Source organism: Cupriavidus sp. 21MJTG02-4, assembly GCF_057798975.1.
This window is the reverse complement of sequence record NZ_JBYOJP010000010.1, coordinates 220,961-236,163: the sequence shown is the minus strand read 5'-3', so window position 1 is coordinate 236,163 and position 15,203 is coordinate 220,961. Positions and strand designations below refer to the sequence as shown.

Here is a 15,203-nt window from a genome sequence, read left to right as displayed (position 1 = left end):
AAGCAATGGCAATTCCCGCATACATGTGGATCAAGGACGATGGCGGCGCCGATATCAAGGGCTCGGTCACCGTTTCCGGCCGCGAAGGCAGCGTCGAGGTGGTCGCCTTCGACCACGCCGTCAACATCCCGACCGACTCGAACACCGGCAAGCTGACCGGCACACGCGTGCACAAGCCGATCGTGTTTTCCAAGGAGACCGACGCCTCGACGCCGTACCTGTACAAGGCGGTTACCAGCGGCCAGACACTGAAGTCGGTCGAGATCAAGTGGTACAAGATCGATGACGCCGGCAAGGAGAAGGAATACTTCAATACCAAGCTCGAGAACGTGAAGGTGGTTGGCGTCACGCCCAAGATGCTCGACATCAAGAACCCGGCCTACGAAAAGCACAACCACCTCGAAGATATCGAGCTTCGCTACGAGAAAATCACGTGGTCGTACAAGGACGGCAACATCATCCACGCCGACAGCTGGAACGAGCGCTCGTAATACGCACCGGCCGGTCCCGGATGCCGGCCCGCCGACCGCGCGGACGCCTTGTGATGGTCCGCGCGCTTTCTTATTTACCCCGTGTCCAATTGAACTCTCTGTCATGACCGCCCGCGATCTCTCCCCGTTCCTGCGTCGCCTGAACGAACACTGCGCACGCGCCCTCGCCGACGCCGCCTGCCTCTGTGAGACGCGCGCCCATCGGGACATCGAAGTCGAGCACTGGCTGATCAAGCTGCTGGAACTCGGCGATGGCGATCTCCTCGCGATTCTCCGGCGCTATGAGCTTGATGTAGATGGCATCTGGAACGCGCTGCTGACCACGCTCGAGCGGCTTCCGCACGACCTGCGCGGCAAACCCCAACTGTCGCAGCGCGTCGGCCAGTGGCTGGAAGCGGCGTGGATGCGAGCGTCCCTCGAAGCCACGGCGCTTGGAGAATCGAAGTCGATTCGCTCAGCACACCTGCTCGCAGCGCTCGCCGAAACGCCGCATTTGCTGCGGGCGCCCGATGCCTGGCCGCTCCTGTCCGTGTCGGCCACTCAGATAGAGCGCCTCATGCATGAACTGGACGGTATCTCGGTCGAAGCGGCCGCTGCCATGGCAGGCGATATCGATGGACAGGCTTCTGCTCCGCAGACGTCGTCGCCCAAATCGCCCGCCGCCGCCAGGCCTGTGCACGGTCAGGCCGACACGTCGGCGTTGGCGCGCTTCACCATCGACATCACCCGGAAGGCGCGCGACGGCAAGATCGATCCCGTCTTTGGACGCGACATCGAGATCCGGCAGATGGTCGACATCCTGGCGCGGCGCCGCAAGAACAATCCGATCCTCGTCGGCGAACCCGGCGTGGGCAAGACCGCGCTGGTAGAGGGACTGGCGCTCAAGATCGCCGAAGGCGATGTTCCCGCGGTCATCCGGGATGTCAGCGTGCTGACGCTGGACCTGGGCCTCTTGCAGGCCGGTGCCGGCGTCAAGGGCGAATTCGAACAACGCCTGAAGAATGTCATCGAGGCTGTGCAGCTGTCCCCCACGCCGATTCTGCTTTTCATCGATGAGGCCCATACCCTGATCGGCGCGGGCAACACTGCCGGCGGCGCCGACGCGGCCAACCTGCTCAAGCCGGCACTGGCGCGCGGCGAGCTGCGCACGATCGCGGCCACAACCTGGTCCGAATACAAACAGTACTTCGAGCGCGACGCCGCGCTGGAGCGCCGCTTCCAGATGATCAAGGTCGACGAGCCCGATGATGACAACGCCTGCCTCATGCTGCGGGGCCTGAAGGAGCGCTATGCGCGGCACCACGGCGTGCACATTACCGATGCGGCCGTTGGCGCTGCGGTGCGGCTGTCACGGCGGTACCTGACTGGGCGCCAGTTGCCGGACAAGGCGGTCGACCTGCTCGATACCGCCGCCGCGCGCGTGCGTATGAGCCTGGAGGCCACGCCAATCGCGATCTCCGCCTGCGAAGCGGAACGTGCGGCGCTAGAGGTCGAACGCACGGCGCTGCTGCATGACATGGGTGCCACGGGTGCCAACGCGGGCGAACGCCTGGCAGCCATCGAGACCCGGCTGATCTCACTCGCCACCGAACTCGGGCAATTCAAGATTGCTTTCACCGAACAGAAGGACGCCGCCGAAAAACTGGTCGCGCTGCGCGCGCAATGGCACGCTGCGGATGACAGATCGGTGCGCCGCGATTTGCAATCGTCAATCCAGGCAACCCATCAGGCATTGACGAGGCACGGCCACGCCGCGCTGCTCCACGCCGAAGTGGACGAAGCAACGATAGCGCAGGTCATCGCCGATTGGACGGGTGTACCGGTCGACAGTCTGCTTTCCAGCGAACTCGCCACCTTGCTGGAGCTGGAGAGCCGCTTGAGCCAGGTCGTGGTCGGCCAGGATGAAGCGCTGGCCGCGCTCGGCAAGAGCTTGCGAGCCGCGAAAGCAGGCCTCAAATCCGAGGATGCACCGCTGGGGGTATTCCTGCTGGTCGGGCCGTCTGGCGTTGGCAAGACGGAAACTGCCCGCGCACTGGCGGACCTGATGTTCGGCGGCGAGCGCGCGCTCATCACCATCAACCTGTCGGAGTACCAGGAAGCCCACACCGTCTCGCAACTGAAGGGGTCGCCGCCGGGGTATGTCGGTTATGGAGAAGGTGGCGTGTTGACCGAAGCCGTGCGCCAGCGCCCTTACAGCATCGTGCTCCTCGATGAAGTCGAGAAGGCCCATCGCGACGTGCTGAACCTGTTCTATCAGGTGTTCGACCGCGGCTTCATGCGGGACGGCGAAGGCCGGGTGATCGACTTCCGCAATACCGTGATCCTGATGACTTCGAATCTCGGGAGCGAGCAACTTCTCGCGGCAACCGACGCGGCGGCGGAAGCCGGTACCGAACTGGCGAACGGTTCCCTGATGGAATCGATCCGTCCGCTACTGGTCGATCACTTCCAGCCGGCGCTGCTGGCGCGCTTCCAGACTGTCGTGTACCGCCCGCTGTCGGGCGACGCCATGGCCATGATCGTGCGAATCAAGTTAGCCAGGGTGGCCGACCGGATCGCACGCCGCTTCGGTGTGCCACTGCGGTGCGACGACACACTGGTGGGCGAGTTGGTGCGCGCCTGCCTGCTGCGAGATTCCGGTGCGCGCAATATCGATAGCCTGCTCGACCAGCAGATCCTGCCCGTGCTGTCGCGCGAGTTGTTGGCGCGCATGACCGGCATGCGGAGGCCGAAGTCGATCCATCTATCGTTCTCCCAGGCCGACGGCATCGGGCTGGCCTTCGAAGAATCCGCGACAACAGAAGGCGCGTGATGCGTGGCGGACCGGGGCTCTTCGAGGCGGTGACGGGATTCTTTGCGAATGGCGTGGCGATCGAAGAGTTCGACGCAGCCACGCAGACCTTCCTGTCGGTACAGGACAATATCCAGCGCATTCTTAACAGTCGCCGCGGCAGCCTCGCGCATCTGCCGGACTATGGACTCGGCGATCTATCCCGCATTTACCGGCACTTGCCTGCCTCCGCACACACCCTCAAGCGCGAGATGGAAGCCACGCTGCTGCGCCATGAGCCGAGGCTGAAGGCGATCGACCTGACGATCGAAGAGACCGAGCCCGGCATGCTTCTTAGTTTCACCATGACCTGTCATCTGCATCAGGCTGGGCTGGTGAGATTTGGCACACACTTCACGCCAGATGGCCAGACGCGGCTCAAGCTGCTGAAGGCTTCGCAAGACATAGACTGAAAACACCACCGCCGCCCTACCGCCCGCGCATAGCCTTCCGGACTGCCGCCGTCACCTGCTCGACCACGTCTGCACGCCAGTCATCGGCATCGCCATAGAAGGCCTGCCGCATGGCCTGCCTGACCAGGGTGCGCTGGTTTTCGTCAGCTTCCGGATGCAGATAGAGCCAGTGGTCGCCACGCAGCGCATCCAGGACTTCCGCAACGGGCAGCGTGCCGAACTCCAGCGCGATCCCCGCATAGTCGATATCGGGCAACGTGCCCGGCACCGCCTGCCAGGCCAGGCCGGACAGCCGGGAGGATGTGGACGAACCGTCATAGATCGACGTCACCTCGTTGCCCCAGATGGCGCGGGTCCGCCCGAGTTGCGCGTCGTCGTCGGGCCCCATGCAGATCGGCTCGCCATAGCCCCAGGGCCCCAGTCCGGTGTGGATGTCGATCCAGCGCAAGCTGCTGCGGCCGCTGCCGAAGCGCGCCAGCACGCGACGCAGCGTGTAATTGCTCCACGTTTCCTTGTTGCCGCCATAGAACAGGCCGCGCGGATCCTGGTACTGGCCGCCGCTGACCGCGGTCTGGTACCAGTCCATGCCTTTTTCCGCCACGGCCTTCATGAACTGCGCCTGCTCCGCGCCGGACGGCGGCCAGTGCGCCGGCACCAGCATCGGTGCGATCTCCGCGTAGGGGACGTTATCCGGCAGCGGCTGCGCAAAATCCATGAAATTGCGGTTCAGGTCAACGTTGTCTTCGTTGACCCGGCGCAGATGGGAAAAACCATAGGGATTGACGGCATGCACGAGTAACAGGCCCAGCCGCGCCTCGGCGCAGTCGGCCAGCAGCACCGCATCGGTCAGCAGGGCCACTTGCGCGCCGGAGCCGCAGAAGCCTTCCACGCCATGCACCCCGGAACTCACCATCAGCACGCGGCGCGCATCGGCAGGGCCTACCCACGCGATATCCATGGCCAGGTCCTCGCCGGCACTGCCGCGCCGGGTCGGGTGGGGGAACTCGGCTAGTGTTGCGCCGGCGGCACGCGCGGCGGCCAGGAACTTCTGCCGCGCCTCGGCATAACTGGTGGCAAAGCAACCCGAAACCTGGCCCATGGCGACTGCCCCACACGAACGGAGATGCTCGCATTAGACGCCAAATCGTCAGGCCTTGCCAACGTGCAGTGCGTCAGAACAGCTCTCCGCTCGCGCCCGGCCGGGCATCGTCGGGTCCCCAGATGCCTGGCGCACTGAAGGCCTGCGGATGCATTTCAATGCCCGCCGCGGCGATCTGCGCGGCCGACAGGACGAGCTGGCGCGCCAGCCAGTCATGCAGACTGCGCAGGAAGCGGATGTTATCGAGCCGGTTGGAGGCCGCGATCAGCCGTTCCAGCTTGACGTGGGCAGTGTAGACATCGAGCAGATTGGTGGCCTTGAGCCGCGGCGGCGTCGTGGGGCTCTTCTCGATGGCGAGAATGCGGGCCACCTGTGCCCGGCTCATATCGCCGGTACGCTGGTATTGCTCGTAGACATCCTGCAGTGGCGCAAAACGCACCGTGGGCTGGACGCGCGGCACGGCCGCAACCTTTTCCATGCGCAGCACGAGATAGCGGATGGCCGCCAGGCGCTGCTCGGCATCGCGCTGCGCGGCGGTGGGCCGGCGGCGCGGCGTGCTGGCAGCCGCGAGGGACGCATCCAGCGCCTCCGCCTGGCGCACCACGTCGCGCTCGGTATAGTCAGGCACTTGCACGAGCAGCGCCGGATGGAGCAAAGCGGCCTGGGCGCAGGCTTCACCGAACGGGTACTCATGGCCCTGCGCGTCACGCAGGATGTAGGCCCGGCCATCGGGAAAGCCATGGTGGCGCCCGGTCGTGCCGCGCGCGTGGCAGCGCGTGTCGAGGTCGACGAAGTCCTTGCGTACGGGAATCCAGCCCCCGTGTTGTGCCTGGGTCATGTGTGCGGTATAGCGGGTAAAAGCGGCTGGCCCGATCTACAGATCAGACCGCGCCGCCGAACCGGCTATTGTCGCCGATCGCGCCGCGACCGGCCAAGTTCCGCTATTTCAGCATGAACGACATCGCCGACAGGCAGTTCAGCATGCGCACCGCAGACTGCACCGAGTCCGCCGCGAATGTCAGCGTGACACCATCCACGCGCTCCAGCGTCGGCCACTGGCAAAACAGATCCGCGTGCGCGGGGGTCTGGGCCTGGAGCCGGCAGTTCACCGGCGCATCGATTCGGAACGCGCGGGCCGTGGCCCGTTCGCGCACCGCCACCGCAGCCGCGTCGCGGATAGCATCGCGCGCCGCCTCCGGCGCAAGCGTGCTGCCGCTGCCGAAGCCGCCCGCCGACTTGGTCTGCACATAACTCACCCACGGCATCAGCGGCCGGGTCTCGTCGATAAACGCGTCATCACCGCTCGCCATCAGCACCGGCACGCCGAACTCGCCGGCCAACGCGGCGTAAAGCCCCGCTTCGCCAAGCTCTTGCCCATTGAGCCACACCCTTGCGAACGCGCCGCTGTTGATCGTATGCGCCAGCACACCGCGGCTTTGCGCGCGGGCGTGATAGCCGATCATGAACACGCCGTCGCAGCCCGCTTCCACGCCGGCCATCATGCCGAGGTAGCGCGGCTTGCCCAGCACGAGCTGCGCACGCGAATCGACCTGGTCGGGCAACAAATTGCGAAAACCGCCGTGCGAGTCATTGACCAGCACCTCGGTGGCGCCGGCTTCAAAGGCGCCCTGCACCGCGGCGTTGGCTTCGCCGGTCATCCAGGCGCGCGCGCGCTCATACTCGCCGTTTCCGGCGCGGGTCTGCTCGGCGTGAAAGACGCCGGCAATGCCTTCGATGTCAGTGGAAATCAGCAGCTTCATGTCGGATTGCGCAGTTCGGGCATGACGTCCAGCAAGGCGTGCCGCACGTGGCCATCGCGGCCCCGGACAGGCACGGCGTGCCACAGTGCGTGGAGGATGGCCTGCTCGACGCTGTCGGCGGCCGCGCGGAACAGCGGATCCAGGCGGCTTTCATGCAGCAGCGCGACGGAAGGCATCGGATCTGCGGCATGGTGCGGCACGGTGTACGCGCTGGAAAACGCCAGCACGATATCGCCCGATCCATGCCCGTAGACCGACCCCGTGCGCGCCAGGCCCGCGCCTGCGCGCAGGGCCAGCCGGCGCAGCTGGCGCGCATCGAGCGGCGCGTCGGTGGCCACGATCATGATGATCGAACCCTTCTCGGGCTCCGGCGTCCGTGCCGCGAGCCGTGCGGCCAGCGCACCACCGACATGCCGGCCTGCCACGACCAGAGATTCCGGCGTCCCGAAGTTCGCCAGCACCAGCGCACCGACGCAGTAGCCGCCGGCGAGCCGCGAAGCCGTGCCGATGCCGCCCTTGACGCCAAACGCCGACATGCCGCGCCCGGCCCCGACCGAGCCGGCCTCAACGTCAGCGCAGGCAGCAGTACAGGCCGCCTCATAGTGGCCACCGTTGACTGCCAGGGCCTGGATATCGTTCAGGTAACCGTCATTGCACTCGAACACCAGCGGGTTGACCGTCGGCAGCGCGCGGCCGATCTCGGGATTGGCCGCAATGGCTTCGCGGATCTGCGCTTGCGCCACCGCGCCGACAGCGAACGTGTTGGTCAGTGCAACCGGCGTCTCCAGCAGGCCCAGTTCCTCCACCTGCACGAGGCCTACACTCTTGCCGAAGCCGTTGATCACGGCGCAGGCGGCTGGCACCTTTTGCAAGTAGGGATTGCCGTCATGCGGCCGCACCACCGTCACGCCGGTCTGCAGGTCGCCAGCATCGAGCGTGCAATGCCCGACCGTGACACCGGCGACGTCCGTGATGCTGTTGCGCGCGCCGGCGGGCAGCGAGCCAATGACCGGCGCAGTCAGCTGTTCCATCTCCGTGCCACCTCAGCGCCGGTCGATCTTGGGATCGAGCGCGTCGCGCAGGCCGTCGCCCAGCAGGTTGAAGGCGAGCACCGTCAGGAAAATTGCCAGGCTCGGAAAGATCGCGACGTGCGGGGCCGTCACCATATCGGCCCGCGCCTCGTTCAGCATCGCGCCCCACTCCGGCGTGGGCGGCTGCGCGCCGAGCCCGAGGAACGAGAGGCTTGCCGCCGTGATGATCGACGTGCCGATGCGCATCGAGAAATACACCACGATCGACGACACCGTGCCCGGCAGGATATGCCGCATCAGGATGGTCCAGTCCGATGCGCCGATGCTGCGTGCGGCCTCCACATAGGTCAGCTGCTTGAGCATCAGCGTATTGCCGCGCACCAGGCGCGCAAAGGCCGGAATGCTGAAGATGGCCACGGCGAAGATCACGTTGACCATGCCATTGCCAAGGATCGCCACGATGCCGATCGCGAGCAGGATGCCCGGGAACGCGAACAGCACGTCGGAAATCCGCATCACGATGCGGTCCCACCAGCCTTCGTAGTAGCCGGCGAGCAACCCCAGCGCCGTACCGATCAGCGCCCCGATGATGACGGACAGGAAGCCCGCCGCCAGCGAGATGCGCGTGCCGGCCAGGATGCGGCTGAAGATGTCGCGGCCGAGCGAGTCCACGCCCATCCAGTGGGCCGCGGACGGGCCTGCGTTGAGCGCGTCGTAGTCGAAGAAATTCTCGGGATCGTATGGCACCAGGTGCGGCGCCAGGATCGCCACCAAGATGAGCAGCAGCACAAACGCGCCCGCGCCGAGCGCCAGGTGCTGCTTGCGGAATTTGCGCCAGAACTCGGTCCAGGGCGTACGCACGGCCTGCGGCGCCGCGACAGTCGCGGCTGCCGGACTGGCGGCGGGCGTGGAAATCTCTGTCATGCCGGCCTCCCTCTCTTACTTGTAGCGGATGGTTGGATTGATCACCGTGTAGAGCAAATCCACCACCAGGTTGATCAGGATAAATTCGAGCGAAAACAGCAACACCTCGGCCTGGATCACCGGATAGTCGCGCATCTCCACGGCATCGACCAGCAGGCGACCGAGGCCCGGCCAGTTGAAGACCTTCTCGACCACGATCGAGCCGCCCAGCAGAAAGCCGAACTGCAGGCCCATCATGGTCACGACCGGGATCATGGCGTTGCGCAGCGTGTGCTTGGCGACGACCACGGTCTCGCGCACGCCCTTGGCACGGGCGATGCGCACGAAATCTTCCTGCAGCACCTCGACGAACGAGGCGCGGGTGAAGCGCGCCATCACCGCCGCCACCGCGGCACCGAGCGTCAGCGACGGCAGGATGTAGTGCTTCCAGCTTTCGGCGCCGATCGACGGCAGCCAGCCCAGCTGGACGGAGAACACTTCCATCAGCAGCATGCCCAGTGCAAAGGCCGGAAACGAGATGCCGGACACGGCCAGCGTCATGCCCAGGCGATCAGGCCATCGGTTGCGCCAGACCGCCGAGCAGATGCCGATCACCATGCCGAACACGACGGCCCAGGCCATGGATGCGACGGTTAGCCACAGCGTCGGCATGAAGCGGTCGCCGATCTCTTCGCTGACCGGGCGCTTGGTGCGCAGCGAATGCCCGAACTCGCCACGGACCGCGTTCGAGAAGAAGTTCACGAATTGCTGGGGCATGGGCTTGTCCAGCCCGAGATCCTTGCGCACCAGTTCGACCGTGGCCTGGTCCGCCTCGGGGCCCGCGGCGAGCCGCGCCGGATCACCGGGCAGCAGGTGGACGAACAGGAACACCAGCACCGCGACGATCAGCAGTGTGGGGATCACGCCCAGGCATCGTTTGAGGAAATAGTTCAGCATGACGCTTCAGAGAGAAAGGTCGCAGGCCAGCCCACCCATGCCCCCGCGACGCGGGCAGGCGGCCACACTCGGCTTACTGCTTACTGCTTGATATCGATCTCGTCGAAATTGAACGAGCCGTCCGGCATCACATAGGCGCCGGTCAGCCGCTTGCTGCGGGCGAACAGCACCTTCTCGGTCACCAGGAACGCCCACGGCGCGTCCTTCCAGATGCGTTCCTGCGCGTCCTTGTACAGCTTGGCCTTTTCGGTGCGATCAGTCGTGCGCAGCGCGCCGGCGATGTCGGCGTCGACCTGGTCGTTCTTGTAGTACGCGGTGTTCAGCAGCTTCGGCGGCATCGACTCCGAGGCCAGCAGCGGACGCAGTGCCCAGTCGGACTCACCGGTCGACGACGACCAGCCCACGTAGTACATGCGCACGCCGGCGTCTTCCGGCTTCTGCACGCTTTCGACCTTCTCCACGCGCTGCCCGGCTTCCAGCGCCTGCACGCTGGCCTTGATGCCGACCTGCTGCAGCTGCTGCTGCACGAACTGGATCACCTTCTGCGCGGTGGTGTGGTTGTAGGCCGACCACAGCGTGGTCTCGAAGCCGTTCGGATAACCGGCTTCCTTGAGCAGTGCGCGCGCCTTGGCCGGGTCATACGGCCACGGACCCAGCTTCTCGGCGTAGTCCACGCCCGCCGGCACCACGCCATCGGCAGGCACGGCGTAGCCGGCAAAGGCCACCTTGGCCAGCGCGTCCTTGTTGATCGCGTAGTTGATCGCCTGGCGCACCTTCGGGTCGTTGAACGGCTTGACCGTGGTGTTCAGGCTCAGGTAACGCTGGATGATCGACGGCGCCGCGACCAGGTCCACCTTGGGGCTGTTCTTCAGCACCGCGGCCTGCTCGAACGGAATGCTGAAGGCGAAGTCCGCCTCGCCGGTCTGCATGATGGCGGCGCGCGTGTTGTTGTCGACCACCGGCCTCCAGTTAATGGTGTCGATCTTCGGATAACCGGTCTTCCAGTAGCCGGTAAACTTCTTGCCCTTCAGGTGATCGGGCTGCTTCCATTCGACAAACTCGAACGGGCCGGTGCCGACCGGATGGAAGGCAATTTCCTTGCCGTACTTCTGCAGCGCCGCGGGCGAGATCATCACGGACGACGGGTGTGCCAGCACATTGATGAACGGCGAGAACGGCTCCTTCAGCGTGACCTTCACCGTGCTGCTGTCCACGACATCAGTCTTGGCGACGCGGTTGAACAGCGTATAGCGCTTGAGCTTGTTGGCCGGGTTGGTCACGCGGTCGAGGTTGGCCTTCACTGCGGCAGCGTCAAAGGTCGTGCCGTCGTGGAACTTGACGCCCTTCTTGAGCTTGATGGTATAGGTCAGGCCGTCCTTGCTGACGTCATAGCTTTCGGCCAGCACGTTGACCAGCTTCATGTCCTTGTCCAGGCCGAACAGGCCCTGGTAGAAGCTCTTGGACACGGCCTGCGACAGCGTGTCGTTGGAATCGTACGGATCCAGCGTGGTGAACGTGGATGCGACCGCCATCACCGCATCCTTGGCGGCAAAGGCGGACACCGGGGCCAGCGCGCCCATCGCGCCGGCCATCAGCAGCCCGGCTACCAGCCTGGGCGAAACCATCCGTGCAGACATCTCGATTCTCCTTGGATTGACTTGCGTTTCAGTAGGCACCGCCAACGGCGTGCCGGGCAACAAAGTGGCCGGTTCCTGCGCTGCCGACGACCGGCACCAGCGGCTGCACCACCGGTTCGTCGCCGACCGCACGGATCGGGCTCGGGATTTCATCGGACAGCGGTTCGCGCCGCAGATGCCGGCGCGACGGATCGGCAATCGGCACGGCCGCCATCAGCTTCTTCGTGTACGGGTGCTGCGGGTTCTCGAAGATCGCGCGGCGCGGGCCGATCTCTACGATCTGACCCAGGTACATCACCGCCACGCGATGGCTGACGCGCTCCACCACCGCCATATCGTGCGAGATGAACAGGAAGGCGATGCCGAGTTCGCGTTGCAGATCCAGCATCAGGTTGACGATCTGGGCCTGGATCGACACGTCCAGCGCGGACACCGACTCGTCCGCCACCACCACCTTCGGGTTGAGCGCAAGCGCGCGCGCAATGCAGATGCGCTGGCGCTGGCCGCCCGAGAACTCGTGCGGATAGCGCGCCGCGTGCGAAGCATCGAGCCCAACCTTCTCCAGCAGCCAGGCGACGCGTTGCTCGGCTTCCTTGCCGCTTGCGACCTTGTGCACCAGCAGCGGCTCCATGATCGAATAGCCGACCGGCACGCGCGGATCGAGCGAGGCAAACGGATCCTGGAAGATGAACTGGATATTGCGCCGCAGGTGCTGCAAGGCGGCGCCCTCCATGCGGCTGATATCTTGCCCGCCGAACTCGACGGTGCCGCTCTGGCTTTCCACCAGCCGCAGCAGCGAACGACCGGTGGTCGATTTGCCGCAGCCCGATTGGCCGACCAGCGCCAGCGTCTCGCCCGGGTAGAGGTCGAAGCTGACCTTCTCGACTGCATGGACGCGCCGCGCAACACGGCCGAACAGGCCGCCCGGCACGTCGAAGCGCGTCACCAGGTCGCGCACGCGCAGGATCGGCGTGGCTTCGGGAGACACGGTGTCCTGCGGCGCAGCTGCCTCAGGAACGGCATCGCCAACCTGCAGCAACTGGAACTTGGCCGGCAGGTCGGTGCCTTGCATCGCGCCCAGTCGCGGCACAGCCGACAGCAGCGCGCGCGTGTAGGGATGGGCCGGAGCGCGGAACACTTCGTCCGAACCGCCCTCTTCCACTTTTTCGCCGCGGTACATCACCAGCACGCGGTCGGCCACTTCGGCCACCACGCCCATGTCGTGCGTGATGAACACCACGCCCATGTGCATTTCCGCCTGCAGGCCGCGGATCAGTTGCAGGATCTCGGCCTGGATGGTCACGTCCAGCGCGGTGGTCGGCTCATCGGCAATCAGCAGTGCGGGCTTGCACGACAGTGCCATGGCGATCATCACGCGCTGTCGCATGCCGCCGGACAACTGGTGCGGGAAGCGGTCCAGCACGCGCTTCGCTTCCGGAATGCGCACAAGCTCCAGCATGCGCAGTGCCTCGGCGCGCGCGGCGGAACGGCTCTTGCCCTGGTGCAGGCGGATCGATTCCGCGATCTGCTCGCCCACCGGGAACACCGGGTTCAGCGAAGTCATCGGCTCCTGGAAGATCATCGCCACGTCCGCGCCGCGCACGCTGCGCAGCGTGGCATTGCCAGCGCGCGCCAGGTCGATGATCTCGCCACTGCGCCGGCGCAGCGCCATGCTGCCCGACACGACCTTGCCGCCGCCATGTTCGACCAGCCGCATCAGCGCCAGCGAGGTCACCGACTTGCCGGAACCGGATTCCCCGACCACGGCCAGCGTCTCGCCACGGTCCACGTGGAAGGACAGGTTGCGCACGGCTTCGACCGTACGCTCCGAGGTGGCAAAGCGGACGGTCAGGCCGTCCACCGACACCACGCGCTGCGGCGGCAGCACAATGTTTGCTTGGGAAGAGAGTTCAGCCACTGGCACCCCTTGGATTGCTGCGGGAATTGCTGAAAGGGAACGGCGAGCGTCAGGCGTCAGCCGTAGATCGACACGGTCACCGGGCCGCTCGCGCGGGCAAAACCGCGGTACATGCCTTCGGTGTTGAACGGCAGCGTGACGTTGCCGGCGCGATCCACCGCGATCAGTCCGCCGCGGCCGCCAATGGCGGGCAGCTTCTCCATGACCACGCGGCGCGCGGATTCTTCCAGCGACAGGCCGGCATAGCGCATTTGCGCCGAGACATCGTGCGCGGCCACGGTGCGGATGAACATTTCGCCAGTGCCCGTGGCGGAAATGGCAGCCACGTCATCGGCATAGCAGCCGGCGCCCACCAGCGGCGTATCGCCCACGCGGCCCACCTGCTTGTTGGTGACACCGCCCGTCGATGTCGCCGCGGCCAGGTTGCCAAAGCTGTCGCAGGCCACGGCACCCACCGTGCCGAACTTGCTGTCGGGATCGATCGGATCAGATTTCCCGGCAAGCGAGCGGGCGGCCAGCGTGGCCGCATCGTGATCGAGCAGCGCCATGCCCTGCACCGCGCGGGCGCGCTCCCATTGCTCGTAGCGGGCTTGCGTGTAGTAGTAGTCGCGCGATACCAGTTCGAGCCCGTGCGCCTGCGCGAAGGCTTCGGCGCCCTCTCCCGCGAACAGCACATGCTCGCTGTGGTCCATCACCGCGCGCGCGGCCAGCACCGGGTTGCGCAGCCGCGTCACGCACGCGACCCCGCCGGCATCGAGCGTAGCGCCATCCATGATGGCGGCGTCGAGTTCGTAGGTGCCGGCATGCGTGAGCACCGCGCCCTTGCCGGCGTTGAACAGCGGGCACTCTTCCAGCAGCCGCACGGCTTCGGTCACCGCATCGACGGCCGTGCCGCCGCTGGCCAGCACGCGCCGGCCGGCCAGCAGCACCTGTTCGAGTGCCTCGGTGTATTCGCGTTCGCGGGCGGGGTCCATGGCGTTGCGCGTGATGGTGCCGGCGCCGCCGTGGATGGCAATGACTGCTTGGTTCATGGAGGCTACGCTTTGAGATGCTTGGAAGAGTTGCGGCGCACGGCACCGGGCTTGCCTTCGTCGCCGGCTTGCGACAGGGGCTGCGCTGCCGGCGTGCTGGCCGCACTACCGGTATTGCCGGCATTGCCGGCATGGGCGCCGTACAGCCAGGGCAGGAGGAATTCGGTCATTTCGGCGGCGGCCTTGACCGGGCGCTCGGCCCGGTGCGCCACGGCGCCGCACAGCGCTTCGATCAGCGCCAGCACATTGGCGTCGGAGTTGGCGGACAGCCGGTTGGCGGCCTGCGCGTAAAGCGCGATATCGGCGATCGGCGCCAGCGGCGAGGTCGGGCCGTCGGTCAATGCCAGCACGCGCGCACCGCGTGCCTTGGCGCGCTGGGCCAGCACCACGGTGTCGGACACATAGCGCGGAAAGGCAATGGCGATCACCAGATCGGCCGGGCTGAGCTTGAACAACTGGCGCGCCGCGTGCGATGCGCCGCCGGCAGCGGCCACCGAAGTCACCATGCGGCAGTGCATTTCCAGCCCGTGCTGCAGCAAGCCCGACAGAAAGCCGCTGGCACCGAAGCCGGCGATATAGACGCGCTCCGCGGCAAGAATGGCGGATACCGCCCGCTCGCACGCATCCGCGTCCAGCGCGCGGCGCGTGGCCTCGAGGTTTGCGGCGGCATTGTCCAGCGATGCGGCGAAGGCTTCCGCGGCCGTAGCCGGCCGCTCCAGTTCCGAACGCAGGCGCTCCACGGGCGCCAGCGTCGCCTCGAAGCCGCGCACCAGTTCGCCACGGAACTGCGGATAGCCGTCAAACCCCAGCGCACGCGCAAAGCGGTTGGCCGTGGCCACCGACACCTGTACCGCGGCCGCGAACTCGTCGATGCGCATGGTCGCCGCGCGGAACGGATTGGCGAGCACGTACTCGGCCATGCGCTGGTGTGCGGGCGTCAGCGCAGGCAGGCTGCGTGCAATACGTTCGGAGATCGAGGTGCCGTCCGGCATGGTGTCGGGCATAGGCGGATGTGGAAAATCAGGCATCAGTCACAAGTCCATGATGAAAATTAATTTACACGCAGATGCAAAACAAGAAAATAGAGATTTCATTGTTCGAGGGTAATCCCTAGGCTTCGCCGCTATCCGCAC

At 65.8% G+C, this 15,203-nt stretch carries 13 protein-coding genes; 3 read left to right on the top strand and 10 right to left on the bottom strand.

Features of this window, described 5'->3' with window-relative positions; all coding sequences use genetic code 11:
* The first annotated feature begins 5 nt into the window (after window positions 1–5).
* The 3 genes from AC3FKH_RS20925 to tssE all read left to right on the top strand — a co-directional run bounded on the left by AC3FKH_RS20925 (window position 6) and on the right by tssE (window position 3,734).
* On the top strand, window positions 6–491 hold the full coding sequence (locus AC3FKH_RS20925) for an Hcp family type VI secretion system effector (protein WP_488677723.1): 486 nt from the start codon (window positions 6–8) through the stop codon (window positions 489–491).
* 103 nt (window positions 492–594) lie between these two features.
* Entirely contained in the window at window positions 595–3,303 is a 2,709-nt protein-coding gene (tssH, locus tag AC3FKH_RS20920) for a type VI secretion system ATPase TssH (RefSeq protein WP_488677744.1), read from the top strand.
* Window positions 3,303–3,734, top strand: a complete 432-nt coding sequence (tssE, locus tag AC3FKH_RS20915; protein ID WP_488677721.1) for a type VI secretion system baseplate subunit TssE — start codon at window positions 3,303–3,305, stop codon at window positions 3,732–3,734. Before tssH ends, tssE begins: the two co-directional genes overlap by 1 nt.
* Before the next feature lie 16 nt (window positions 3,735–3,750).
* On the opposite strand, the gene AC3FKH_RS20910 is transcribed toward tssE, so the two are convergent.
* The 10 genes from AC3FKH_RS20910 to AC3FKH_RS20865 all read right to left on the bottom strand — a co-directional run bounded on the left by AC3FKH_RS20910 (window position 3,751) and on the right by AC3FKH_RS20865 (window position 15,062).
* Window positions 3,751–4,833 (bottom strand): M14 family metallopeptidase, encoded by a 1,083-nt coding sequence (locus tag AC3FKH_RS20910; protein ID WP_488677720.1) that lies wholly within the window; start codon window positions 4,831–4,833, stop codon window positions 3,751–3,753.
* Between the two features lie 73 nt (window positions 4,834–4,906).
* Window positions 4,907–5,671 (bottom strand): hypothetical protein, encoded by a 765-nt coding sequence (locus tag AC3FKH_RS20905; RefSeq protein WP_488677719.1) that lies wholly within the window; start codon window positions 5,669–5,671, stop codon window positions 4,907–4,909.
* A gap of 103 nt (window positions 5,672–5,774) precedes the next feature.
* A complete protein-coding gene (locus AC3FKH_RS20900; RefSeq protein WP_488677717.1) occupies window positions 5,775–6,593 on the bottom strand; it encodes a M55 family metallopeptidase in 819 nt (272 codons plus the stop codon).
* The gene (locus AC3FKH_RS20895) at window positions 6,590–7,624 is read right to left on the bottom strand and encodes a DmpA family aminopeptidase (RefSeq protein WP_488677715.1); all 1,035 of its coding nucleotides are present in this window, start codon (window positions 7,622–7,624) and stop codon (window positions 6,590–6,592) included. Before AC3FKH_RS20895 ends, AC3FKH_RS20900 begins: the two co-directional genes overlap by 4 nt.
* Window positions 7,625–7,636: 12 nt before the next feature.
* Window positions 7,637–8,548, bottom strand: a complete 912-nt coding sequence (gsiD, locus tag AC3FKH_RS20890) for a glutathione ABC transporter permease GsiD (RefSeq protein ID WP_488677714.1) — start codon at window positions 8,546–8,548, stop codon at window positions 7,637–7,639.
* 15 nt (window positions 8,549–8,563) lie between these two features.
* A complete protein-coding gene (gsiC, locus tag AC3FKH_RS20885; RefSeq protein ID WP_488677712.1) occupies window positions 8,564–9,484 on the bottom strand; it encodes a glutathione ABC transporter permease GsiC in 921 nt (306 codons plus the stop codon).
* An 80-nt stretch (window positions 9,485–9,564) separates the two neighbouring features.
* Entirely contained in the window at window positions 9,565–11,121 is a 1,557-nt protein-coding gene (gene gsiB / locus AC3FKH_RS20880; RefSeq protein WP_488677711.1) for a glutathione ABC transporter substrate-binding protein GsiB, read from the bottom strand.
* A 28-nt stretch (window positions 11,122–11,149) separates the two neighbouring features.
* On the bottom strand, window positions 11,150–13,039 hold the full coding sequence (locus AC3FKH_RS20875) for a dipeptide ABC transporter ATP-binding protein (protein WP_488677710.1): 1,890 nt from the start codon (window positions 13,037–13,039) through the stop codon (window positions 11,150–11,152).
* Window positions 13,040–13,095: 56 nt separating this feature from the next.
* Entirely contained in the window at window positions 13,096–14,070 is a 975-nt protein-coding gene (locus tag AC3FKH_RS20870) for an isoaspartyl peptidase/L-asparaginase family protein (protein ID WP_488677708.1), read from the bottom strand.
* A 5-nt stretch (window positions 14,071–14,075) separates the two neighbouring features.
* Window positions 14,076–15,062 (bottom strand): MurR/RpiR family transcriptional regulator, encoded by a 987-nt coding sequence (locus tag AC3FKH_RS20865; RefSeq protein ID WP_488677742.1) that lies wholly within the window; start codon window positions 15,060–15,062, stop codon window positions 14,076–14,078.
* Window positions 15,063–15,203 lie beyond the last annotated feature (141 nt).

Coding starts and splice junctions, on each gene's coding strand:
- AC3FKH_RS20925 (WP_488677723.1), top strand. CDS start 6: ATGGCAATTCCCGCATACATGTGGATCAAGGACGATGGCGGCGCCGAT.
- tssH (WP_488677744.1), top strand. CDS start 595: ATGACCGCCCGCGATCTCTCCCCGTTCCTGCGTCGCCTGAACGAACAC.
- tssE (WP_488677721.1), top strand. CDS start 3,303: ATGCGTGGCGGACCGGGGCTCTTCGAGGCGGTGACGGGATTCTTTGCG.
- AC3FKH_RS20910 (WP_488677720.1), bottom strand. CDS start 4,833: ATGGGCCAGGTTTCGGGTTGCTTTGCCACCAGTTATGCCGAGGCGCGG.
- AC3FKH_RS20905 (WP_488677719.1), bottom strand. CDS start 5,671: ATGACCCAGGCACAACACGGGGGCTGGATTCCCGTACGCAAGGACTTC.
- AC3FKH_RS20900 (WP_488677717.1), bottom strand. CDS start 6,593: ATGAAGCTGCTGATTTCCACTGACATCGAAGGCATTGCCGGCGTCTTT.
- AC3FKH_RS20895 (WP_488677715.1), bottom strand. CDS start 7,624: ATGGAACAGCTGACTGCGCCGGTCATTGGCTCGCTGCCCGCCGGCGCG.
- gsiD (WP_488677714.1), bottom strand. CDS start 8,548: ATGACAGAGATTTCCACGCCCGCCGCCAGTCCGGCAGCCGCGACTGTC.
- gsiC (WP_488677712.1), bottom strand. CDS start 9,484: ATGCTGAACTATTTCCTCAAACGATGCCTGGGCGTGATCCCCACACTG.
- gsiB (WP_488677711.1), bottom strand. CDS start 11,121: ATGTCTGCACGGATGGTTTCGCCCAGGCTGGTAGCCGGGCTGCTGATG.
- AC3FKH_RS20870 (WP_488677708.1), bottom strand. CDS start 14,070: ATGAACCAAGCAGTCATTGCCATCCACGGCGGCGCCGGCACCATCACG.
- AC3FKH_RS20865 (WP_488677742.1), bottom strand. CDS start 15,062: ATGCCGGACGGCACCTCGATCTCCGAACGTATTGCACGCAGCCTGCCT.